Here is a 25,045-nt window from a genome sequence, read left to right as displayed (position 1 = left end):
CATCCATTGCCCCCGTCGACTCGGGGTGGCTTGGCTTGCCTCGTGACCATTCAGCCAGGGGGCTCCATGTATGTCACTGATCTGCTGAACGGCGATGCGCTCACCGTGGTCGGAGTGGCTCGTCGCCGTCCTGATCAGCGGGGGCCGGACGCTGCTCGCACACCGGCGGAGCGCGGTCCGTTCCGTGAGGTGTGCGGCGCCGAACCGGATCCCGGACATCTGCTCCTCCTGGAGGCGGTGTGGGCGGCGGTGGAGGACGCGGGGCTGGCTCCCGGCCAACTTTCCTGTCGAGTCGGGGTGTTCGCCGCCGATGACGAAGGATCTGCCGATGATGTGCCCCGCGCCGATGAACCCGCCCGGGTGCTCGGCCTCACCGGGCCGCGCTGGACCGGTGCGGATCCGGTGGCCGCTGCGGTCGTGAGTCTGCGCGAGGGGGCGTGCGGCCTCGCCCTCGCGGTGGCCGTGGACCCCGTGGAGGGGGCGGTGGCCGCGCTGCTCTCGGGCTCCTCGTCCTTGCGCGCGGAGGAGGCAGTCGGTTCGGGCGGGCCTGGTGGCGAGGAGCATGACGAGGGCTGGGACGACGGCTATGAGGAGAGCGCCGACGAGCACCCCGACGACTCCCCGGACAACGGATGCGCGGAGGGGTACGCGACGGGCGAAGGGGAGGGCTTCGGCTATCCGGGCGCGCTGTCCCCCGGTGTGACCACGCGGGTGTGGGATGTGGTCGAGGCCGCACTCCGGGGCGGACGTCCCGCGCTTCAGCGATCCGCGGCCGGGGCCGGATCGGGCGACGAGGGACAGCCGGTCGCTCTGCCGCTGTCCGCGCACAGGCCGGACGCGCTCCGGGACATGGCCCGCGATCTGCGAAGCCACCTCGACGCACACCCCGGGCTGCCGCTCGCGGATATCGCGTACTCACTCGCCACCACCAGGGCGGCCCTGCCCCACCGGGCCGTCCTCGTCGGCCATGACCGGGACCAACTCGCCGCCGAACTCGACCGGCTGGCCCAGGGGACCCCCTGGCCGGGACTGGTGCACGGCACGGCGGGCGACCGGCGCCGTGCGGCCTTCGTCTTCCCCGGACAGGGCCCGCAGTGGCCGGACATGGCCAGGGAACCGCTTGCGACATCGACGGCATTCCGGGAGCGGTTGCACAGCTGCGCCGACGCTCTCGCGCCGTATGTCGACTGGCCGGTCATGGACGTCCTGCGCAACGCGGCGCCGGACGGCCCCGCCCTGAGCCGCCCGGAGGTGGCCCAGCCCGCGCTGTGGGCGGTGATGGTGGCACTGTCGGAGATGTGGCGGTCGTTCGGTGTGACCCCGAGCGCGGTGCTGGGCGCGAGCGCGGGCGAGATCGTCGCGGCCACGGTGGCCGGTGCGCTGTCGCTCGACGACGGGGCGCGGGCCGTGGCGCTGTTCAGCCGGGCGCAGCGGGAGCTGGTGGGTCAGGGGGTGATGCTGTCGGTGATGGCATCCGCCGACACCGTACGGCCCCGGCTGGCCCGGTTCGGCGGTGAACTCGAGCTCACGGCCGTCTACGCGCCCCACTCGGTGGTGGTCTCCGGCCCCGAGGACGCCGTGGCGCGGCTGCACACCGAACTCGTGGCCGACGGGGTGCGTACCTGGCGGATCGCGCTCGGGCTCGCGGGACACAGCCGCCAGGTCGATCCGGTGCTCGGACAACTCGGCGCCGACCTCGCGTCCATCCGGCCCCGGCCGACCGAGGTGGCGTTCTACTCCTCGGCCGCCGGTGGCAGAGTCGACCCGCTCGCGCTCACCGGGGACTTCTGGTGCCGGGCGCTGCGTACCCCGGTGGACTTCGAGGGCGCCACCCGCGCGGTGCTCGACTCCGGACACGGTGTGCTGCTCGAGGTCAGCCCGCATCCCGTGCTCACCCACGCGCTGGAGGAGACGGCGGAGGACGCGCGGTCCGGAGCCCTGGTGACCGGCACCCTGCGCCGTGGCCAGGGCGGTGCGCGCCGGGTGCTCACCTCGCTGGCCCAGCTGTACGCGCACGGGGTGGAGCCGGAGTGGGGCGGTGTGTTCGGGGGCGGTGCGTTCGCGGGCCGTGTGGTACGGCGGGTGCCGCTGCCCACCTATCCGTTCCGTACCGGCCCCGCCCCCGAGCGCCCTGCCGACGACGCGGTCTCCCCACGTGACCGACTCGCTTCCGCACCGGCGGCCGAACGGTACGACGAACTGCTGGATCTGGTCCAAGCCCAGATCGCCACGGTGCTCGACCGGGACCCCGGCCATCCGGTCGACGAGCGGACGCCGTTGTCCGGGCTGGGCGTGGACTCGGTCGCAGGGGTGGAGCTGCGCGCACTGCTCAACGCGGCCACCGGTCTGAGGCTTCCGGTGACGACCGTGTTCAACCACCCCACGGTGACCGCTCTCGCCGACTGTCTCGACCGGGCCATCACCGGCCGTTCCGCCGAGGATGACGCCGTGCTGCCGCCGATCGCCGCGGCGGAGGACGACGAGCCCCTCGCGATCGTGGCCATGAGCTGCCGACTGCCGGGCGGGGTGCGCAGCCCGGAGGAGCTGTGGGATCTGGTGTCCTCGGGCGGCGAAGCCCTGGGCCCCTTCCCCACCGACCGGGGCTGGCGGCTCGCGGAGCTGTACGATCCGGAGCCCGGCCGGCCCGGCCGTTGCTATCAGCGCCAGGCGGGCTTTCTCACCGACGCCGACCGGTTCGACGCGGCCTTCTTCGGGATCTCACCGCGTGAGGCACTGGCGATGGACCCGCAGCAGCGGCTGCTGCTGGAGATCTCCTGGGAGGCCGTGGAACGGGCGGGGATCGACCCGACAACCCTGCGCGGCAGCCGGACCGGGGTGTTCATCGGGGCCATCGCCCAGGACTACGGGCCACGACTCCATGAGGCACCGGCCGACCTGGAGGGGCATCTGCTCACCGGCAACACCGTGAGTGTGGCGTCGGGGCGGATCGCGTACACCCTCGGGCTGACGGGTCCGGCGCTCACGGTGGACACGGCCTGTTCGTCCTCCCTGGTGGCACTGCATCTGGCCGGTCAGGCACTGCGCCGGGGCGAATGCTCGCTGGCGCTGGCGGGTGGGGTCACCGTGCTCTCCTCACCGGGGCTGTTCATCGAGTTCAGCCGTCAGCGGGCGCTCTCGCCCGACGGCCGGTGCAAGGCGTTCTCGGACGACGCCGATGGATTCGGCCTCGCGGAAGGCGCGGGGATGGTGGTGGTGGAGCGGCTGTCGGACGCCCAACGCCTGGGCCACCCCGTCCTCGCCGTCATCCGCGGCAGCGCCATCAACCAGGACGGCGCCTCCAACGGACTCACCGCACCCCACGGACCCTCCCAACAAACCGTCATCACCCAAGCCCTCACCAACGCCCAACTCACCCCCGCCGACATCCACTACGTCGAAGCACACGGCACCGGCACCACCCTCGGCGACCCCATCGAAGCCCAAGCACTCCACACCACCTACGGACCCCACCACACCCCCGACAACCCCCTCCACCTCGGCTCCCTCAAAACCAACATCGGCCACACCCAAGCCGCCGCAGGCATCGCCGCCCTCATCAAAACCATCCTCGCCATCAACCACCACACCCTCCCCCAAACCCTCCACATCAACCACCCCACACCCCACACCAACTGGACCACCAACACCATCAAACTCCTCACCCAACCCCAACCCTGGCCCCACACCCACCAACCCCACCGCGCCGCCATCTCCTCCTTCGGCGTCAGCGGCACCAACGCCCACACCATCATCGAACAAGCACCACCCACACCAGAAACCACACCCACACCCCAACCCACACCCCAACCCACCACCCCCTGGATCCTCACCGCCAAAACACCCACCGCACTCACCGCCCAAGCACAACAACTCCACACCCACCTGCGCACGAGGCCGGAGCCGGCCATCGGGGACATCGGCCACTCTCTGGTGACGACCCGCTCGGCGTTCGAGCACCGCGCGGTGGTCATCGGCGGCGACCGCGACGAACTGCTCCGCGGCCTGGTGGCCCTGGCCGACGGCGCTCCGGCGGCCGGGGTGGTGACGGGCTGGGTCGCCGACGGCGCCAGGAAGGTGGTGTTCGTCTTCCCCGGCCAGGGCGCGCAGTGGCTCGGGATGGGTACCGAACTGTGGGAGGCGTCGCCGGTGTTCCGTACGGAGCTGCGGGCGTGCGCGGATGCCCTGGAACCGTACGTCGACTGGTCGGTGGTGGACGTGGTCCGGGGGCTGCCCGGTGCGGCGTCCCTGGACCGGGTGGATGTGGTGCAGCCCGCGCTGTGGGCGGTGATGGTGTCCTTGGCGGCGGTCTGGCGGTCGGCGGGCGTACGTCCACGGGCGGTGGTGGGACACAGCCAGGGCGAGATCGCGGCGGCCTGTGTGGCGGGCGCGCTGTCGCGGGCCGACGGAGCCCGGGCCGTGGCGCTGCGCTCCCGGGCGCTGACCGCCCTGGCGGGTACCGGTGCGATGGTGTCCGTTGCCCTGCCGGTGGCGCGGGTCCGGGAGTGGCTGACGGCGTGGGACGGCCGGATCTCGGTGGCCGCCGTCAACGGCCCCGCCTCGGTGGTCGTCGCGGGCGACCCCGACGCGCTGGAGGCGCTGGAGGAGTCGTGCGCCGCCGACGGTGTGGACACCCGGCGGCTTCCGGTGGACTACGCCTCGCACTCACGCCATGTGGAGCGGGTGCGCGAGGAGTTGCTGACCGAGCTGGCGGGGATCCGGCCGGGCCCGGTGAAGGTGCCACTGCTGTCGACCGTCACCGGGGACTATGTGTCCGGACCGGAGCTCGACGCCGGGTACTGGTACCGCAATCTGCGCGAGACGGTGGAGTTCGAGCGGGCCGTCACGGAGCTGGTCGGGTCGGGCTACCGGAGCTTTGTCGAGGTCAGCCCGCATCCGGTGCTGACCGTGGGGGTCCGGGCGACGGTGGAGGCGCTCGCCGATGACATCGCCGTGGTGGGCACACTGCGCCGCGACGACGGTGGTACGGCCCGGCTGACCACCTCGATGGCGGAGGCGTTCGTCCACGGTGTGCCGGTGGACTGGAGGTTGTCGTTTCCGGACAACGCCACCCGGGTGGATCTGCCGACCTATCCGTTCGAAGGGCGCCGCTACTGGATCGATCGCCCCTCCCCCGACGCATCCGCGTCGTCGCATCCGCGGGACGCCGCCGACGAGGCGTTCTGGTCCGCCGTCGAACGGGAGGACATGGCGGCGGTGGCCACGGCGCTGGACGCTCCGGCCGACGCATCCCTCGCGGCGCTGCTGCCGACGCTGGCCGACTGGCGACGGCGGCGGAACGAACGGGCGGCGATCGACTCCTTGCGCTACCGCGTCATCTGGCGGCCGGTCGACACACCGGCCGGGCACAAGATGACCGGCCGCTGGCTGTTGCTCGTCCCGGCGGATGCGGACGGCCCGGCGTCCGGTTGGTCCGAGGCCGCCGCTGAGGCGCTGCGCCGCCGTGGCGCGTCCGTGGTGACCGTCGACTGCGTCGGCACCGACCGGGCCGCGCTCACCGGGCGGCTGAACGAGGCCCTGGGCGAGTGCGGGCCCACGGGGGTGTTGTCGCTGCTGGCGCTGGACGAGCGCCCCGAACCCGAACAGCCCTCCCTCGTCAGGGGGGTGTCCGCCACACTGGCTCTCGTCGGCGCACTCGGCGACGCGGGGGTCGACGCACCGCTGTGGCTGGCCACCCGGGGCGCGGTGGCGGTCGGCCGGTCCGATCGGGTGGTGAGCCCCGCGCAGACGCAGGTGTGGGGGCTCGGTCTGGTGGCGGGGCTGGAGCACGCCGACCGGTGGGGCGGTCTTCTCGATCTGCCCGAGGCGGCCGACCGCCGGGCCGCGGACCGGCTGGCCGCGGTGCTCGCCGGTATCGGCGACGAGGACCAGTTCGCCGTCCGCCCCTCGGGGGTGTCGGTGCGGCGGCTCGTTCCCGCGCCGCTCAACGGCACCGGAGGCGTACCCGAGTGGCGTCCGCGCGGCACCGTGCTGATCACCGGGGGCACCGGCGCGGTGGGCGGCCAGGTCGCCCGGTGGCTGGCCGTCGGTGGTGCGGCGCATCTGGTGCTCGTAAGCAGGCGCGGAGCGGACGCGGCCGGCGCCGATGAGCTGGAACGGGAGTTGGGCGCGCTCGGCGCGCGGGTGACGGTGGCCGCCTGCGACACCGCCGACCGTGCGGCGCTCGCCGGTCTGCTGGAGCGGCTGGACGCGGAGGGTACACCCGTCCGTTCGGTGTTCCATGCGGCCGGTGTCGGACCGTCGCTGCCTCTGATGGACACCGGTCCGGCCGAGCTTGCCGAGGTGCTGGGCGCGAAGGCCACCGGGGCCGCGCATCTGGACGCGTTGCTGGAGGGCCGGGAGCTCGACGCGTTTGTGCTGTTCTCGTCGGCGTCGGCCGTGTGGGGAAGCGCCGGGCTCGGTGCGTATGGTGCGGCCAACGCCTTTCTCGACGGGCTCGCCGAGTGGCGCCGGGCCCGTGGGCTGCCCGCGTGTTCGGTCGCCTGGGGGAGTTGGGACGGCGGTGGTATGGCCGACGGCGCCATCAGCGGATGGCTGCGGCGGATCGGCCTGCGGCCGATGGCTCCGGAGCGTGCGGTGGCCGCCCTCGGTGCCGCGCTGAGCGGCGGGGAGACCACGGTGGCCGTGGCGGATGTGGACTGGGCGCGGTTCGCGGCGGCCTTCACCGCGGCCCGGCCGCGTCCGTTGATCGGTGACCTCCCCGAAGTGGCGCATCTGACGGCCGCCGGCCAGGGGACGAGGGGCGCCCAGGATCCGATGTCCGGCGACCGGTCGGAACTCGCCGAGCGGCTGGCCGGGTTACCGGAGGCCGAGCGGCACGGGGTGGTGCTCGAGCTGGTGCGCGCGCACTCCGCGGCGGTGCTGGGGCTGTCGGGAGGCGGGGAGATCGCCGCCGACCGGCCCTTCCGTGCGTTGGGGTTCGACTCGCTGATCGCGGTGGAGCTGCGCAAGCGGCTGTGCGACACCACCGGTCTGCCCCTGCCCACCACGGTGGTGTTCGACCATCCGACCCCCCGGGAGCTCGCCCGCCATCTCGGGGCCGGTCTGTTGGAGGACCGTCCGGACGACGCCCGGCCCGCTCTGTCCGACGTGGCAACGGCCGCGGACGAGCCGATCGCCGTGGTCGCCATGGCCTGCCGCTATCCCGGCGGAGTGCGCGGCCCGGAGGACCTGTGGGAACTGCTGCTCGCCGAGCGGGATGTGATCGGGCCGTTCCCCACCGACCGGGGCTGGGACCTCGACCGGCTGTATGAGGAGGACGCCGAAGCGGTCGGCCACAGCACCACGGCCGAGGGAGGTTTCCTCTACGACGCGGGCGACTTCGACGCGGACTTCTTCGGTATCTCGCCACGTGAGGCACTGGCGATGGATCCGCAGCAGCGGCAGGTGCTGGAGCTGTCCTGGGAGGTGCTGGAACGGGCGGGTATCGACCCCGGGACGATGCGGGAGAGCGCGACCGGGGTGTTCATCGGTGCCTCGCCGCAGGGCTACGCCGGCACCCTGGAGCAGGCCGCGCTGGGTACGGAGGGCTATCGGCTCACCGGTGACGCGCTGAGTGTGGTGTCCGGGCGGGTGGCCTACGCGCTGGGTCTGCGCGGACCCGCGATGACGGTGGACACGGCGTGTTCGTCCTCGCTGGTGGCGCTGCATCTGGCCTGCTCGGCGCTGTCGCGGGGCGAGTGCTCGACGGCGCTGGCGGGTGGTGCGGCGGTGATGGTGGCGCCCACGTCGTTCGCCGAGTTCAGCCGTCAGGGCGGACTGGCGCCGGACGGCCGCTGCAAACCGTTCGCCGACGCGGCCGACGGCACCGGCTGGAGCGAGGGCGCCGGAATGCTGCTGCTGGAGCGGCTGTCCGACGCGCGCCGCCACGGCCATCCCGTCCTGGCGCTGGTGCGGGCCACCGCGGTCAACCAGGACGGCGCGTCCAACGGCCTCACCGCGCCCAGCGGGCCCGCACAGCGACGGGTGATCCGTCAGGCGCTCGAGGGCGCCGGGCTGTCCGGCACCGAGGTGGACGCGGTGGAGGCCCACGGTACGGGCACCACACTGGGCGATCCGATCGAGGCGCGGGCGCTGCTGGCCACGTACGGACAGGGCCGGGACGACGGCCATCCGCTGTGGCTGGGGGCTCTGAAGTCCAACATCGGCCATGCGCAGGCGGCGGCCGGTATCGGCGGTGTCATCAAGATGGTGCTGGCGATGCGGCACGGTGTCCTGCCGAAGACCCTGCATGTGGACCGTCCGTCGTCCCACGTGGACTGGTCCTCGGGCGCGGTGCGGCTGCTGACCGAGGCCCGGCCGTGGCCGGAGAGCGGACGTCCGCGCCGGGCCGGGGTGTCCTCCTTCGGGGTCAGCGGCACCAATGGCCACGTCATCCTGGAGCAGGCAGAGCCCGCCGACGCCGCCCCGTCCGGGCCCCCCGAGGGGCCTGAAGGAGCGGTGGTGGGCTGGGTGATGTCCGCGCGGAACGCGGAGGCACTGCGCGCGCAGGCCCGGCGGCTGCACACCTTTCTCGGCGGCGAGTCCGTCGCGGAAGGCGCTCTCGGCGGCGGGTCCGTCACGGAACTCCATGAGGCGGACCCGGCGGACATCGCGTACTCCCTCGTCTCGGGCCGTGCGGGGTTGGAACACCGGGCGGTGGCTCTCGGCGCGACACGGGTCGAGCTGTTGGCCGGGGTGGAGGCGGTGGCCCACGGTACCGACACCCCCGCCGTACCGTGCGGGGTGGCCGACGGCGGGAAAGTGGCCCTGCTGTTCTCCGGACAAGGATCCCAACGCTCCGGCATGGGACGGGAGTTGTACGAGCGCTATCCGGTGTTCGCGGATGCCCTCGACGCCGTCTTCGCACATCTGGATCCCCTGCTGGACCGCCCGCTGCGCGAGGTGATGTTCGGCGAGGACACCGGTCTCCTCGACCGCACCGCCGCTACCCAGCCCGCGCTGTTCGCCCTGGAGGTGGCGCTGTTCCGGTTGTGGGAATCGTGGGGGTTGCGGCCTGACGCGCTGGCCGGTCACTCCGTCGGTGAGCTGGCCGCCGTCCATGTGGCCGGGGGGCTCTCGCTCGCCGACGCGTGCGCCGTCGTGGCGGCGCGGGGCGCCCTCATGGAGGCGCTGCCGCCCGGCGGGGCGATGGTGGCGGTGCGGGCCACCGAGGACGAGGTCACTCCCCTGCTGTCCGGGCAGGTGGCCATCGCCGCCGTCAACGGGCCGAGGGCCGTGGTGCTGTCCGGAGCCGAGGCGGACGTCCTCGACGCCGCCGGCCAGTGGGAGCGGCAGGGCAGGAAGACCACCCGGCTGCGCGGGGGCCATGCGTTCCACTCGCCGCTGATGGAACCGATGCTTGCGGAGTTCCGGCAGGTGGTGGCGGAGGTGTCGTTCCAGCCGCCCCGGATTCCGGTGGTGTCCACGCTGACCGGGCGGCCCGCCGGACCGGATGAGCTGTGCTCGCCCGACTACTGGGTCCGCCACGCGCGGTCCACGGTGCGGTTCGCCGACGGGGTCGGATCGCTCGTGGCCCGGGGCATGACCACCCTGCTGGAGATCGGCCCGGGCGGTGTGCTCACCGCGATGGGCCAGGAGTGCGCTCCCGATGCGTCCTTCCTGCCGTCGCTGCACACCGACCGTCCGGAGGCGGCCGCCGTGACCGCCGCCGCGGCGCACCTGTTCGTGCGGGGCACGGATCTGGACTGGCCCGCGTTTCTCTCCGGCCGGTCCGGCCGGCGGACCGAACTGCCCACCTATGCCTTCCAGCGGGAGCACTACTGGCTGAAGGCCGCCGTGGCGGACACGGCCGCGTCCGGGCTCGGGCTCACTCCCACCGGCCATCCGCTGCTGGGCGCGGCGGTCGCCCTGCCGGAGGACGACGGTGTGCTGTTCACCGGCAGGGTGTCGGTGCGTACACACCCGTGGCTGGCCGACCATGTGGTGGGCGGCCGGATCCTGTTCCCCGGCACCGGCTTCGTGGAACTCGCGCTGCACGCCGCCCGGCACTGTGGGTTCGACCAGGTCGAGGAACTGACACTACGGGTTCCGCTGGCGCTGCCCGAGCGGGGCGCGGTCGCGCTGCGGGTCACCGCCGGGGCCGAGACCGAGGGGCGCCGCAGCGTGGACATCCACGCGCGTGCCGAGGACGCGGAACGGGACGCCCCGTGGATCCACCATGCGAGCGGCACCCTGACCATGGGCGAACGGCCGCCCAGGGAACCGACCGCATGGCCACCGCGCGGTGCGGTCCCCCTGGACGTCTCCGATGTGTACGACCGGGCCGCCGGGCTCGGCTACACCTACGGCCCGGCCTTCCGGGCACTGCGGGCGGCGTGGGCTTGCGGTGACGACATGTGCGTCGAGGTCGCCCTGCCCGGCGGCGCCGACACCGGGGACGGTACGTCGTTCGGACTGCATCCCGCGCTGCTGGACGCGGCGTTGCACGCGCCGGTGCTGGCCGCTCTGGAGGAGGAGGGCGGCCGGGCCCGGCTGCCGCTCAGCTGGTCCGGGGTGCGGTTGTACGCCCCCGCGGGCGGTACCTCCCTGCGGGTGCGCTGGTCGCCGAAGGGCTCCGGCGAGATGGCGCTGTCCCTCGCGGACGGCGATGGCCGGCCGGTGGCGGCAGTCGATTCGCTGGTGATGCGGCCGGTGGAGCTGGACCGGCTCGCCGCGCCCGGCGACGTGGCCGCGGATTGCCTCTTCGAGGTGGTGTGGTCACCGGTCAACGGCTCCGAAGTCCCCTCCTCCGAACGGCTGTTCCTGCTCGGCGACCTCGGCTTCGCGGATCCGGCGCGGTCCGTCACCCGCATCACGGATCTCGACGAGCTCAAGGCGGCGGACGGCGCCGGGGTGGTGCTTCTCGCGCCCTGCCCGGTGCGGTGCGGCGAGGACGTGGCCGGGGCGGTCCGCGCGGCCACCATCTGGGCGCTGGAGCTGGCACGGTCGTGGTCGGCCGACGAACGGTGCCCGGCCGGTCGGCTGGTGTTCCTCACCCAGGGCGCGGTGCACACCGGGTCGCCCGACCCGGCGCAGGCGGCCGTCTGGGGGCTGGTGCGTACGGCGCAGGCCGAGCACCCGGGGCGCTTCGCCCTGGCGGATCTCGACGACGATCCGGCCTCCCATGAGGCGCTCCCCGCCGCACTTGCCACGGCGGATCCGCAACTCGCGGTGCGCAACGGCGCCTTGCTCGTACCGCGGCTGACCCGCGCCGCCGGGCGGGCACCGCTGGCGGTGCCCCCGGGGGCCGATGCCTGGCGGCTGGACATCCCGCGCAGGGGCTCATTGGACGAACTGGCGCTCATCGCCCACCCGGAGGCGGAACGCCCCTTGGCGGCCGGTGAGGTGCGTCTTGCCGTCCGCGCCGCCGGTATGAACTTCCGGGACGCGCTGATCGCCCTCGATTCCTACCCCGGGGATGCGCCGTTGGGCTGTGAGGCTGCCGGGGTGGTCACCGAGGTGGCCGCCGATGTCACCGGACTCTCCGTGGGTGACCGGGTGATGGGCCTGGTCCACGGTGGCTTCGGACCGCTTGCGGTGACCGACCACCGGCTGGTCGCGCGGATGCCGGACGAGTGGTCGTATCCACGGGCCGCGTCGGTGCCGGTGGCGTTTCTCACCGCGTACTACGCGTTGCACGACCTCGCCGGACTGCGCGGTGGCGAGTCGGTGCTCATCCACGCGGCGGCGGGCGGTGTGGGTATGGCGGCCGTCCAGCTCGCCCGTCACTGGGGCGCCGAGGTGTTCGCCACGGCGGCACCCGGCAAGTGGTACGCGGTGCGGTCGGCCGGAGTTCCGCACACCCACCTGGCCTCCTCCCGGGATGTGGAGTTCGCGGACCGGTTCGCCACGGCCACCGGCGGGCGCGGCGTGGATGTGGTGCTGAACTCCCTGACCGGCGAGTTCATCGACGCCTCCCTGCGGCTGCTGCCGCGGGGCGGCCGGTTCGTGGAGATGGGCAAGGCCGATGTACGCGAGCCCGACGCCATCGCGGCCGCGCACCCCGGGGTCGGCTACGACACCTTCGATCTGAGCCGCCCGGGGCCGGACCGGGTCCAGGACATTCTGACGGAGCTGGTGGAGTTGTTCGGGCGGGGCGCGCTGCGGCCCCTGCCCACCCGTACCTGGGATGTGCGGCGCGCTCCCGAGGCGTTCCGTTTCCTGAGCGGGGCGCGGCATATCGGCAAGCTGGTGCTCACCGTGCCCGCCCGCTTCGATCCGGAGCGCCCGGTCCTGGTCACCGGGGGTCTTGGCACCCTGGGGGCCACAGTGGCACGCCATCTGGTCACCGGGTGGAACGCACGGCGGCTTGTCCTCATCAGCCGCCGTGGGCCCGAGGCCGAGGGCGCGAAAGCCCTGCGGGACGAGTTGGCCGAGCGGGGTGCCGAGGTGTCGGTGGTGGCGTGCGATGTGTCCGACCGGCGGGCGGTGGCGCGGCTGCTGGCGTCCCTGGACCGTCCGGTGGGCGCGGTGGTGCACACCGCCGGGGTGCTCGACGACGGTGTCCTCGGCTCGCTGAATCCCGAACGTGTGGAACGGGTGCTCGCGCCGAAGGTCGACGGCGCGGTCCATCTGGACGAACTGACAAGGGAGTCGGACCTGTCGGCGTTTGTGGTGTTCTCGTCGGCGGCAGGGGTGATGGGAAGCGCCGGACAGGCCGGATACACGGCCGCGAACGCCGCGCTCGACGCCCTCGTACAGCGGCGCCGGGCGGCCGGTCTGCCCGGGGTGTCCCTGGCGTGGGGGCTGTGGGCGGAGGCGAGCGGGATGACTACCGCGCTCGACGGGGCCGATCACGCACGGTATCGGCGGTCCGGTATCGCCGCGCTGTCCACGCGGGACGGACTCGCGCTGTTCGACACGGCGGTCGCCGACGGCAGGGAGTTGCTGGTGCCGCTCCGGCTGGATCCCGTGGCGCTGCGCGACCAGGCCACGGCAGGCACCCTTCCGCCCCTGCTCAGCGGCCTGGGCGTACGACTGCCCGCCGCACGCCGTCCGGTGCGGGTGGCGCCCGCCCCGGCCGTGAGCCTGCGTGACACCGTGGCCGCGCTGCCCGTGGCCGAACGCCATGCCGCCGCGCTGGCGGCGGTGCGCGCCCAGGTGGCGGAGGTTCTCGGCCACTCCGGCACCGACCGGATCGATCCCGAACGGGCGCTGAGCGACCTCGGGTTCGGCTCGCTGACCTCCATCGAGCTGCGCAACCGGCTGAACACCGTGACCGGTCTGCGGCTGTCCGCCACCCTCGCCTTCGACCACCCCACCTCCGCCGCCATCGCCGCCCATGTGCTCGCCCAGTACGGCCTGGACGGGCCCGATGACGGACCGGACGACGTGTTCGAGGAGATCGACCGGCTGGAGGCCGCGGTCCTCGGCCTCGCCGGGGACCCCGCCCATGACAGTGCCACGACCGACCGGATCGACACCCGGCTGCGCACCCTGATGGCCCGGTGGGGCGGCGCCCTGCGCACCGGGCCGGAGCCCGAGGCCGAACACCACTTCGGCACCGCGACGGACAGCGAACTCTTCGACTTCCTCGACCAGGAACTCGAAACCCAGGACCCCGATCAGTGACCGTGTCCCCCGCCACCAGGAAGAGTCGTCAGATGGAGAACGAGGAAAAGCTCCGCTCCTACCTCAAGCGGGCGAGCACCGATCTGCACACCGCGCGGCGGCGGCTGCGCGACGCCGAGGAGCGGGAGCGGGAGCCCATCGCCGTCGTCGGCATGGGCTGTCGGCTGCCCGGCGGTGTGATGTCCCCCGAGGATCTGTGGCGGCTGCTGATCGAGGGTGTCGACGCGGTGAGCGAGTTCCCCACCGACCGGGGCTGGGACCTCGAGGCGCTGTACGACCCCGACCCCGACCGGCCCGGCACCTCGTACACCCGCCACGGTGGCTTTCTGCACGACGCCGCCGACTTCGACGCGGAGTTCTTCGGCATCACCCCGCGCGAAGCCCTGGCCATGGACCCGCAGCAGCGGCTGCTGCTGGAGACCTCCTGGGAGGCGCTGGAGCGGGCCGGGATCGATCCGGCACGGATCCGGGGCAGCCGGACCGGGGTGTTCGCCGGCGTCATGTACAACGACTACGCGGCGCGGTTCGCCCAGGTGCCGGAGGACGTCGAAGGCTATCTGGCCAACGGCAGCGCGGGCAGTATCGCCTCGGGCCGGATCGCGTACACCCTCGGGCTGACGGGTCCGGCGCTCACAGTGGACACCGCCTGTTCGTCCTCCCTGGTGGCACTCCATCTGGCCTGCCACGCACTGCGCCGGGGCGAATGTTCGCTGGCCCTGGCCGGGGGTGCCACCTTCATGGCCACACCCCGGACGTTCATCGAGACCAGCAGGCAGCGGGCGCTGGCCCCGGACGGGCGCTGCAAGGCGTTCGCCGAGGCGGCCGATGGCACCGGCTGGGGCGAGGGTGTGGGGATGGTGGTGGTGGAGCGGCTGTCGGACGCCCAACGCCTGGGCCACCCCGTCCTCGCCGTCATCCGCGGCAGCGCCATCAACCAGGACGGCGCCTCCAACGGACTCACCGCACCCCACGGACCCTCCCAACAAACCGTCATCACCCAAGCCCTCACCAACGCCCAACTCACCCCCGCCGACATCCACTACGTCGAAGCACACGGCACCGGCACCACCCTCGGCGACCCCATCGAAGCCCAAGCACTCCACACCACCTACGGCTCCCACCACACCCCCGACAACCCCCTCCACCTCGGCTCCCTCAAAACCAACATCGGCCACACCCAAGCCGCCGCAGGCATCGCCGCCCTCATCAAAACCATCCTCGCCATCAACCACCACACCCTCCCCCAAACCCTCCACATCAACCACCCCACACCCCACACCAACTGGACCACCAACACCATCAAACTCCTCACCCAACCCCAACCCTGGCCCCACACCCACCAACCCCACCGCGCCGCCATCTCCTCCTTCGGCGTCAGCGGCACCAACGCCCACACCATCATCGAACAAGCACCACCCACACCAGAAACCACACCCACACCCCAACCCACACCCCAACCCACCACCCCCTGGATCCTCACCGCCAAAACACCCACCGCACTCGCCGCCCAAGCACAACAACTCCACACCCACCTCACCACCCACAGCGACGCGACACCGCTGGACATCGGCTACTCCCTGGTGACAACACGCTCGGCATTCGAGCACCGCGCGGCGGTGCTGGCCGAGGACCTCGAAGGGTTCACGGAGGGACTTTCGGCACTCGCCGAGGGCATCCCCTCCCCCCGGGTGCTCTCCGGAGCGGTGGTACCCGGCGGGCTGGGCATGGTGTTCTCGGGTCAGGGCGCGCAGCGGCTGGGCATGGGGCGCGAGCTGTACGTCCGGTACCGCGCCTTCGCCGAGGCGCTGGACGCGGTACTGGAGCGGCTGGACGGTTCCGTACGCGAGGTGTTGTTCGGCGACGACGAGGAAGCGCTGCACCGGACCGGGTGCGCCCAGCCCGCGCTGTTCGCGGTCGAGGTGGCGCTGTTCCGGCTGCTGGAGTCGTGGGGGGTGCGGCCGGACGTCGTGGCCGGACATTCCGTCGGGGAGCTGGCCGCCGCGCAGGTGGCCGGTGTGCTGTCGCTGGCGGACGCGGCGTCGGTGGTGTCCGCACGGGGCAGGCTGATGCAGGCGCTGCCCGCGGGCGGCGCGATGGTGGCGGTACGGGCGTCGGAGGCCGAGGTGGCTTCCGGACTGCCCGACGAGGTCGGTGTCGCGGCGGTCAACGGGCCGCGGTCCGTGGTCCTCTCGGGCCCGGAGGCGGCGGTGGTCGCGTTGGCCGAGGAGTGGCGGGGCCGGGGCCGTGAGGTGTCCCGGCTGCGGGTCAGCCATGCCTTCCACTCGCCACTGATGGAACCGATGCTGGAGGAGTTCCGGCAGGTGGTGGCGGGAATCGCCGTCTCCCCGCCGGAGATCGCGGTGGTCTCCACGCTCACCGGGCGGATCACCACGCCGGAGGAGTGGGCGGATCCCGGCCACTGGGTGCGGCACGCACGGCAACCGGTGCGGTTCGGGGACGCGGTGGCCACGATGGCCGGGCAGGAGGTGCGGACCTTTCTGGAGGTCGGTCCGGGTGCGGCACTCTCGGCCCTGGGCCAGGAGGTGGCGTCCGACGCGGTGTTCGTCCCCACCCTGCGCGAGGAGCGGTCCGAGCCGTCGGCCCTGGCGTCGGCGCTGGGGCAGCTGCATGTCCGCGGAGTGCCGGTGGACTGGGACGCGTACTACACCGGGACCGGGGCGCGCCGGGTGGATCTGCCGACCTACGCCTTCCAGCGCCGCCGTTACTGGCTGGACGCCCCGGTGGCGGCCGGGGACATGGGCGCGGCCGGGCTGGGTTCGGCGGATCATCCCCTGCTGGGCGCGGCGGTGCCGACCGCCGACACGGAGGGGTACCTGTTCACCGCGCGGCTTTCACTCGCCACCCACCCCTGGCTCGCCGACCATGCCGTGTTCGGCACCGTCCTGCTGCCCGGTACGGCCTTGGTGGAGCTGGCTGTACGCGCGGGCGACGAGGTGGGGTGCGCGGTGGTGGCGGAACTGACGCTGGAGGCCCCGCTGGTGCTGCCCCAGCGGGGTGCCGTACGGCTGCAACTCGTCGTGGGGGCACCGGAGGAGGCCGGTCGCCGGAGGCTGACGGTGTACGCACGGGCCGAGGACGGGGACGCCGACGCGCCCTGGACCCGCCATGCCCGTGGTGTGCTGAGCGTGGACGACAGGCATCGACCGGCCGCCCTGGAGGTGTGGCCACCTGCGGAGGCCCGGGGCGTCGATCTGGAGGGCTTCTACGAACGCCGCAAGGAGGACGGGTTCGACTACGGACCGGTCTTCCAGGGGCTGCGGGCCGTATGGCGGCGCGGCGACGAGGTGTTCGCCGAGGTGGCGTTGGCGGACGGAACCGAGGCGGCGGCGTTCGGTTTGCATCCGGCGCTGCTCGATGCCGCGCTGCACGCGATCGGCCTGGGCGTGGAGAGCGCGGTGGACGGCGCGCGGCTGCCGTTCGCCTGGTCGGGGGTGCGGCTGTATGCGTCGGGTGCGCGGACGGCACGGCTGCGCATCGCCCCGGCGGGTCCGGACGCGGTGTCCCTGGAGCTGGCCGATGCCATGGGTGCCCCGGTCGCGTCGGTGGCGTCCCTGGTGCTGCGGCCGGTGTCGGCCGGGCAGCTGACCGCCCCGGACGGTGTGTGGGAGTCGTTGTTCCAGGTGGAGTGGGCGCCGGTGGCGGTGTCCTCCGAGGTCACCACGTCGGTCGGTGAATTCGGCGGCAGGGCGGCGGTGGACGCCGTGGTGGCGGACGGCGGAGCGCTGCCGGAGACGGTGGTGCTGCGCCGCTCCGCACCGGATGCCGCCGCGGGGCCCGACGCGGTGCGCTCGGCGGCTCGTTGGGCGTTGGACACGGTCCGGTGGTGGCTGGCGGACGAGCGGTTCGCCGGAGCACGGCTGGCGCTGGTGACACGGGGTGCGGTGGCGGCGAACACGGGCGAGGACGTACCCGATCCGGCGGGCGCGGTGGTGTGGGGTCTTGTCCGGTCCGCGCAGTCGGAGAATCCCGGACGCCTCGTCCTGGTGGACGAGGACGGTGAGGATTCCTCGCTCGCGGTGCTGCCGTCCGCGCTGGCCTCGGACGAACCCCAGCTCGCGGTGCGGTCCGGTGCGGTGTGTGCCCCGCGGCTCGCCCGGGTGCCCGCGGCGGAGGGACCGGCGGACACCCCGGCCGCCGGCGCCGGTCTCGACCTCGGTGCGGACCGGGTGCTGGTGACAGGTGGTACGGGCGGACTGGGCGGACTGGTGGCCCGGCACCTGGTGGAGCAGCACGGGGCGCGTCGGCTGCTGCTGGTGAGCCGCCGTGGCGGGAGTGCGCCGGGCGCGGCGGAGCTGCGTACGGAGCTGACGGAGCTGGGCGCCGACGTGGCCGTGGTGGCGTGTGATGTGTCCGAACGGGACGCGGTGGCCGACCTGTTGGCGCGCTGTCCGGTGTCCGCCGTGGTGCACACGGCGGGCGTCCTGGACGATGGTGTCCTCGCGTCGCTGACACCGGAGCGGGTGGACGCGGTGCTGCGCCCGAAGGCGGACGCGGCCTGGCATCTGCACGAGCTGACCCGTGACCTGGGTCTCTCGGCGTTCATCCTGTTCTCGTCGCTGTCCGGCACGCTCGGCTCCCCGGGTCAGGCCAACTACGCGGCGGCGAACGCGTTCCTGGACGCGCTGGCGTGCCACCGGCGGGCCAGGGGGCTTCCGGCGCTGTCGCTCGCGTGGGGGCTGTGGGGCCAGGACGGCGGGATGACCGGCGGGCTGGACGAGGGCGACCGGCGGCGGATGAGCCGGGCCGGTCTGACCGCGCTGACACCCGGGCAGGGGCTCGCCCTGTTCGACGTGGCGCACGGGGCGGACCGGGCCCTGCTGGTGCCCGCCCGGCTGGATCTGCCGGCCGTGCACCGGGATGCCCGGGTGCGGCCGGTGCCACCGCTTCTGCGCGGTCTGGTGCGGACGGTGACCCGGCGGACGGCGGACCAGGGTGGGGCGTTGGGGCACGGCGGTTCGGCGTTTGTGCGGAGGCTGGCCGCGATGTCGCCGGAGGAACGGGCTCGTACCCTGCTGGAGCTGGTCACCGGGCAGACTGCGGCCGTGGCGGGCCATGGCTCGGCCGGTGCGGTGGCGGCCGAACGCACCTTCCGCGAGATCGGTTTCGACTCGCTCAGCGCGCTGGAGCTGCGCAACCAGCTCGGCGCGGCCACCGGTCTGCGGCTGCCGCCCACCCTGGTCTTCGACCACCCCACACCCGACGCGCTCGCCCGCCATCTGGACGAGGAGGTCATGGGCGCCCCGGTGGCTCCCGTGGCCACCACGGCGGCCGCGGTCGACGAGCCGATCGCCATCATCGGGATGAGCTGCCGCTATCCGGGCGGTGTCGGGTCCCCGGAGGAGCTGTGGCGGCTGGTGGACAGCGGGGGCGACGCGATCGGCGGGTTCCCCGAGGACCGCGGCTGGGACGTGGCGAACCTGTACGACCCCGATCCCGACCGGCCCGGCACCTCGTACACCCGCCACGGTGGCTTTCTGTACGACGCCGCAGACTTCGATCCGCGGTTCTTCGGCATCACCCCGCGTGAGGCGCTGGCGATCGATCCACAGCAGCGGCTGCTGCTGGAGACCACCTGGGAAGCGTTCGAGCGGGCGGGGATCGACCCGGCCGGGATGCGCGGCAGCCGGACCGGTGTGTTCGTCGGTGTGATGTACCACGACTACGCGTCCCGGCTGCACCACCGGATGCCCGAGGGGTTCGAGGGCCATCTCGGGGTCGGCAGCGCCGGGAGTGTGGCGTCCGGCCGGGTGTCCTACACGTTCGGGTTGGAGGGCCCCGCCGTCACGGTCGACACCGCGTGTTCGTCGTCACTGGTGGCACTGCATCTGGCGGCGCAGGCGCTGCGCCGTGGCGAGTGCTCGCTCGCGCTGGCGGGCGGGGTGGCGGTGATGGCGGGCCCGGCTCCGTTCATCGAGTTCAGCAGGCAGCGCGGGCTGGCGCCGGACGGCCGGTGCAAGGCGTTCTCCGACGGCGCCGACGGCACCGGCTGGAGCGAAGGCACCGGAATGCTGCTGGTGGAGCGGCTGTCCGACGCGCGCCGCCACGGGCATCCGGTGCTGGCCGTGGTCCGGGGCAGCGCGGTCAACCAGGACGGTACGTCCAACGGCCTGACCGCGCCGAACGGCCCGTCGCAAGCGCGGGTGATCCGGCAGGCGCTCGCCGACGCGGGGCTCACCGAGCACGAGGTGGACGCGGTCGAGGCACACGGCACCGGCACCCGGCTGGGAGATCCCGTCGAGGCCCAGGCGCTGCTGGCCACCTACGGACGGCAGCGCGATCGCGAACGGCCGCTGTGGCTGGGCTCGTTGAAGTCCAATGTGGGCCATACCCAGGCAGCGGCGGGGGTCGGCGGGATCATCAAGATGGTGATGGCGATGCGGCACGGTGTACTGCCGCCGACCCTGCACGCCCAGGAGCCGTCATCGCTGGTGGACTGGTCCCCCGGGACGGTGCGGCTGCTGTCCGAGGGGCGGCCGTGGCCGAAGAGCTCGCGCCCGCGCCGGGCCGGGGTGTCGTCGTTCGGGGTGAGCGGTACCAACGCCCATGTCATCGTGGAGCAGGGCGCACCGGCCGAACCGGCGCGTTCCGCCGCGCCGCTGCCACCGGTGCCGTGGGTGCTCTCCGGGCACTCGGCTGCCGCGCTGCGCGGTCAGGCCGAACGGCTCCATGCGCATCTGCTGGCCCGGCCCGGACTGGACGCGGCCGAGGTGGGCCATGCGCTCATCACCGGCCGGGCCACCCTGGACCACCGGGCCGTGGTGGTGGCCGACGGCCGTGCGGCGATGCTGGACGGACTGGCCGCGCTGGCACGGGACGAGCAGTTGCCGTCGGTGGTGCGCGGGGTGGTGGGGCCGGACCCACGGCCCGTGTTCGTCTTCCCCGGCCAGGGCTCCCAGTGGGTCGGCATGGGCCGTGAACTCCTCGACGCCGAACCGGCGTTCGCCACGCGGATGGCGGAGTGCGCCGCCGCGCTGGCACCCCATACGGACTGGCCGCTGCTCGATGTGGTGCGTGGCGCGCCCGGCGCTCCGGGTCTGGACCGGGTGGATGTGGTGCAGCCCGTTCTGTGGGCGGTGATGGTGTCGCTGGCCGAGGTGTGGCGTGCGCACGGTGTCACCCCGACGGCGGTGGTGGGCCACTCCCAGGGGGAGATCGCCGCCGCGTGTGTGGCCGGTGCGCTGTCGCTCCAGGACGCCGCTCTGGTGGTGGCGCTGCGCTCCCGTGCCCTGCGCATCCTTGCCGGGCACGGCGGGATGGTCTCGCTGGTGGCGTCCGCGGAGGACACCGCGCGCCGCATCGCCCGCTGGGCCGACCGGCTGTCGGTCGCGGCCGTCAACGGACCGCGGGCGGTGGTGGTGTCCGGGGAACCGGCCGCGCTGGCGGAGCTGTTGGCCTCGGCCGAACGGGACGGGGTGCGGGCCCGCCGGGTGGCGGTCGACTACGCCTCCCACTCGGTGCAGGTGGCGGCGGTCAAGGCCGACCTCACCGAGGCGCTGGGCGGTATCCGGCCGCGGGTGCCGCGGGTGCCGTACTACTCGGCGCTGACGGGCGAACGGGTGGACGCCGCCTGTCTGGACGCCGGTTACTGGTACCGCAGTCTGCGGCACACCGTCGACTTCGAGCGTGCCACCCGGGCCCTGGCGGATGCCGGACACCAGGTGTTCATCGAGGTCAGTCCGCATCCGACACTGGCCCTGCCGATGCAGGACACCCTGCGGGACACCGAGGGCGCGACCCTGGGCACACTGCGCCGCGACGACGGAGGCCGCGGACGGTTCCGGCTGTCGCTGGCCGAGGCGTATGTCCGGGGCGCGGCGGTGGTCTGGGCGGAGCCTGTGTCCGGGGACCGGCCGGTGGTGGAGTTGCCCACCTATGCCTTCCAGCGGCAGCGCTACTGGCTGGAGGCGCCCCGGGTGGCGGCCGGCGAGGCCGCCGTGACGGAGCTGGGGCTCACCTCCGCAGCGCATCCGCTGCTCGGTGCCGCGGTGGAACTGGCCGACGGGCAGGGGCTGGTCTGCACCGCCCGGCTGGCGACGGCCACCCACCCCTGGCTCGCCGATCACACGGTCGGTGACAGCACCCTGCTGCCGGGTACCGCGTTGGTGGAACTGACCTTGACCGCAGGTGAGTTGACCGGTTGTGACACGCTGGAGGAGCTGACGCTCACCGCGCCGCTGGTGCTGCCCGAGCACAGCGGGGTGCGGCTGCGGCTCACCGTGGCCGGGGACGACGGTTCCGGGCGTCGCACGGTCACCGTGGACTCGCGTCCGGACGGCTCGGAGAGCCCGTCCGGCGAGGACGGGGCGGGCGGCATGGACGGCGCCGAGGAGTGGACCCGGCACGCGGTCGGTGTGCTCACCGTGGGCGGCGGTAGAGCACCGGACTCCGTTCCGGTCTGGCCACCGGCCGGAGCGGAGCCACTGGACGTGGACGGGGTGTACCGGACGATGGCCGCCGCGGGGCTCGGTTACGGCCCGGCGTTCCAGGGGCTGCGCGCGGCGTGGCGCCACGGGGACGAGGTGCTGGCCGAGGTGGAACTCGCCGAGGAGCAGCGGACCGAGGCCGACGCCTACGGGGTGCATCCCGCGCTGCTCGACGCCTGTCTGCACGCGATCGACCTCGGCGGACTCCTCGAGGACGCGGGCCGGGTCCGGCTGCCGTTCTCCTGGCGCGGGGTGCGGCGCCACGCCGTCGGCGCCGCTGTGGTGCGGGTGCGACTGAGCCCGGCCGGACCGGACGCGGTCGCCCTGTCGCTGACGGACCCCGCGGGTGAACCGGTGGCCACCGTGGAGTCGCTGGTGTTGCGGCCGGTCGATGCCGACCGGCTCGGAACGGGCCGTGGCGCACCCGCCGATGCGCTCTTCCGGCTGGACTGGGTGGCCCGGCCGCGGCAGTCCGCCCCGGCCACGGCTCTCCGCTGGGTGGTGGCCGGTCCTGACCACCTCGGGCTGGGGCCCGCGTGCGCCGCCGGGGGCGGCAGCGTCACCCCCCGCGCCGGTCTGGCCTCGGCCATCGGCGCGGGGGAGGGGTCACCCGACGCGGTGCTGGTGTCGTTCGGCGATGTGTCCGGCGCTGATCCGGCGGCCACCGCCGGAGAAGCCACGCTGGAGGCGCTGCGCCATGCCCAGGAGTGGCTGTCCGATGAGCGATTCGCGAGCGTTCCGCTGGTGCTGGTCACCCGGCGGGCGGTGGCGACCTGCGAGGAGGAGGATGTTTCCGATCTGGCGCGCAGCGCGGTGTGGGGGCTGATCCGGTCCGCCCAGACCGAGAACCCCGGCCGGTTCGTCCTGCTCGACCTCGACGGATCCGCCGCCTCGTACACGGCCCTGCCGACGGCCCTGGCCGAAGCGGTGGCCGGTGGCGAACCCCAACTCGCCCTGCGCGAGGGCGAGGTACGGGTGCCACGGCTCACCCGGGCCGGTACCGCCCGCGCCACCGGCGCCGACGTGGCCCGCTTCGTGCCCGGTGGCACCGTACTGGTCACCGGCGCCACCGGAACCCTCGGTGCCCTCGTCGCCCGCCATCTGGTGACCGCGTACGGTGTGGACCGGTTGCTGCTGGTCAGCCGGAGCGGGCCGGCGGCACCCGGTGCCGAGGAGCTGTGCGCCGAACTGACCGCGCTGGGCGTGGAGGTGACGCTCACCGCCTGTGATGTGTCCGACCGTGCCGCGCTGGCCGCGTTGCTGGCCGCTGTGCCCGCGGCACATCCGCTCACCGGAGTCGTGCACACGGCCGGGCTGCTCGACGACGGGGTGATCGGCGCCCTCGACTCCGAGCGGGTGCGGCGGGTGCTGCGGCCCAAGGCCGATGCCGCCTGGCTGCTGCATGAACTCACCCTCGACAGCGAGCTGTCGGCCTTTGTGCTGTTCTCGTCGGCGGCCGGTACGCTCGGCGGCCCCGGCCAGGGCAACTACTCGGCGGCCAACGCCTTCCTGGACGGGCTGGCCCACCACCGCCGGACGGCGGGCCTGTCCGCGGTGTCCCTGGCCTGGGGTCTGTGGGCGGACAGCAGTGGTATGACGGGAGGGATGTCGGCGGCCGATGTGTCCCGGCTCTCCCGGTCGGGTGTGGCCGCGCTGTCCGCGGCCGAGGGGCTGGCCCTGTTCGACCTGGGCCTGGAGTCACCGACGTCCGTGGTGGTGCCGATGCGGCTGAACACCGGTGCGCTGCGCGCCACCCCGGACGCCGTGCCGGTGATGCTCCGCGGATTGGTGCGGGCACCGGTGAAGCGGGCGGCTCGGGCGGCCGCGACGGCCACGGGTGGGGACACCGCCACCCGGCTGGCCGGACTGCCGGAGGCCGAGCGGGAGCGTGTGCTGACGGAGGTGGTGCGCGACCACGCGGCCGCCGTCCTCGGCTACGCCTCGCCCGACGAGCTCGATATGACCGATGCCCGGGGGCAGTGGAGCTTCGACTCGCTGACCGCGCTGGAGCTGCGCAACCGGCTGGCGGAAGCCACCGGGCTGAGCCTGGCCGCCACCCTCGCCTTCGACCACCCCAGCGGGGAGGCGTTGTGCGCCCACCTGTGCGCCGAACTCGCCCTCGGTGACGAGGCCTCGGCCATCGCCCCCGAGGACACCCTGCGCGGGCTGTATCTCCAGGCGTGTCGCCTCGGTCTGTGGGTGGAGAGTGTGGAATTGCTGCGGGCGGCCGCGGTTCTGCGGCCCACGTTCACCGTGGCGGCCGAGGTGGCCCCCCCTCCGCCGCCGGTGCGGCTGGCCACCGGCAGCGCCACCGAACTGCTCTGTTTCCCCCCGCTGGTGGCGCCGTCCGGTCCGCACTTCTACACCCGCTTCGCCACGGTATTCGGTGGCCACCGGAAGGTCACCGTACTGCCCTATCCCGGCTTCCGCACCGGGGAGCCACTGCCCGCCGGGGTGGAGCAGGCGGTGGACTTCCAGGCGGAGGTGGTGCGCGCCCACACCGGCGGCGCCCCGTTCGCCCTGGCCGGTTACTCCTCGGGCGGTCTGATGGCCAACGCGGTGGCGGCGCGCCTGGAACAGTGGGGTGTCCCGGTGGGCGCGGTGGTGCTGCTGGACACCTACCCCGTGACCGACAGGTTTGACGACCAGCTGTGGCCCGAGATCGTGGCCCGGGTCAACGCCGCCTCCCCGGAGGAGCTCGAGCTGCTGACCGGCGCCCAACTCACCGCCGAAGGCTGCTACTTGCGCGCGTTCGAGAACTGGAGCCCGGTGCCGGTCACCGCGCCCACCCTGCTGGTGCGCGCGGCCTATCCACCCGGCGGATCCACCGCCGCGACCCCCGTCGAGGCGGCCGAGGGCGCCTGGCAGGCGACATGGCCGCTGCCGCATATCCCCATCGATGTGTCAGGAGACCACTTCACCATCATGGAGGACCACTCCGAGGCGACCGGCCGGGCCGTCCAGGAATGGCTTGTCGCACATGGGGACACGCTCCGGTGACCACGATCACAACGCGGCCTCCCACCACGCCG

Annotated in this window: 2 protein-coding genes; both read left to right on the top strand. The window is 73.5% G+C overall.

Features of this window, described 5'->3' with window-relative positions; genetic code table 11:
- The first annotated feature begins 66 nt into the window (after positions 1-66).
- Positions 67-13,569, top strand: a complete 13,503-nt coding sequence (locus tag JK363_RS43755; RefSeq protein ID WP_201874627.1) for a type I polyketide synthase — start codon at positions 67-69, stop codon at positions 13,567-13,569.
- 32 nt (positions 13,570-13,601) lie between these two features.
- The gene (locus JK363_RS11990; RefSeq protein WP_201874625.1) at positions 13,602-25,013 is read left to right on the top strand and encodes a type I polyketide synthase; all 11,412 of its coding nucleotides are present in this window, start codon (positions 13,602-13,604) and stop codon (positions 25,011-25,013) included.
- Positions 25,014-25,045: the final 32 nt, after the last annotated feature.

This window comes from Streptomyces coffeae, from assembly GCF_016741875.1.
Taxonomy (GTDB): Bacteria; Actinomycetota; Actinomycetes; order Streptomycetales; family Streptomycetaceae; genus Streptomyces; species Streptomyces coffeae.
Note: the sequence above shows the minus strand (reverse complement) of the source record. Positions and strands in the feature narration are given on the sequence as shown.

What these genes read in the sequence shown, in the direction of transcription:
- JK363_RS11990 (WP_201874625.1), top strand. Translation starts at nt 13,602, where the DNA reads ATGGAGAACGAGGAAAAGCTCCGCTCCTACCTCAAGCGGGCGAGCACC.
- JK363_RS43755 (WP_201874627.1), top strand. Translation starts at nt 67, where the DNA reads ATGTATGTCACTGATCTGCTGAACGGCGATGCGCTCACCGTGGTCGGA.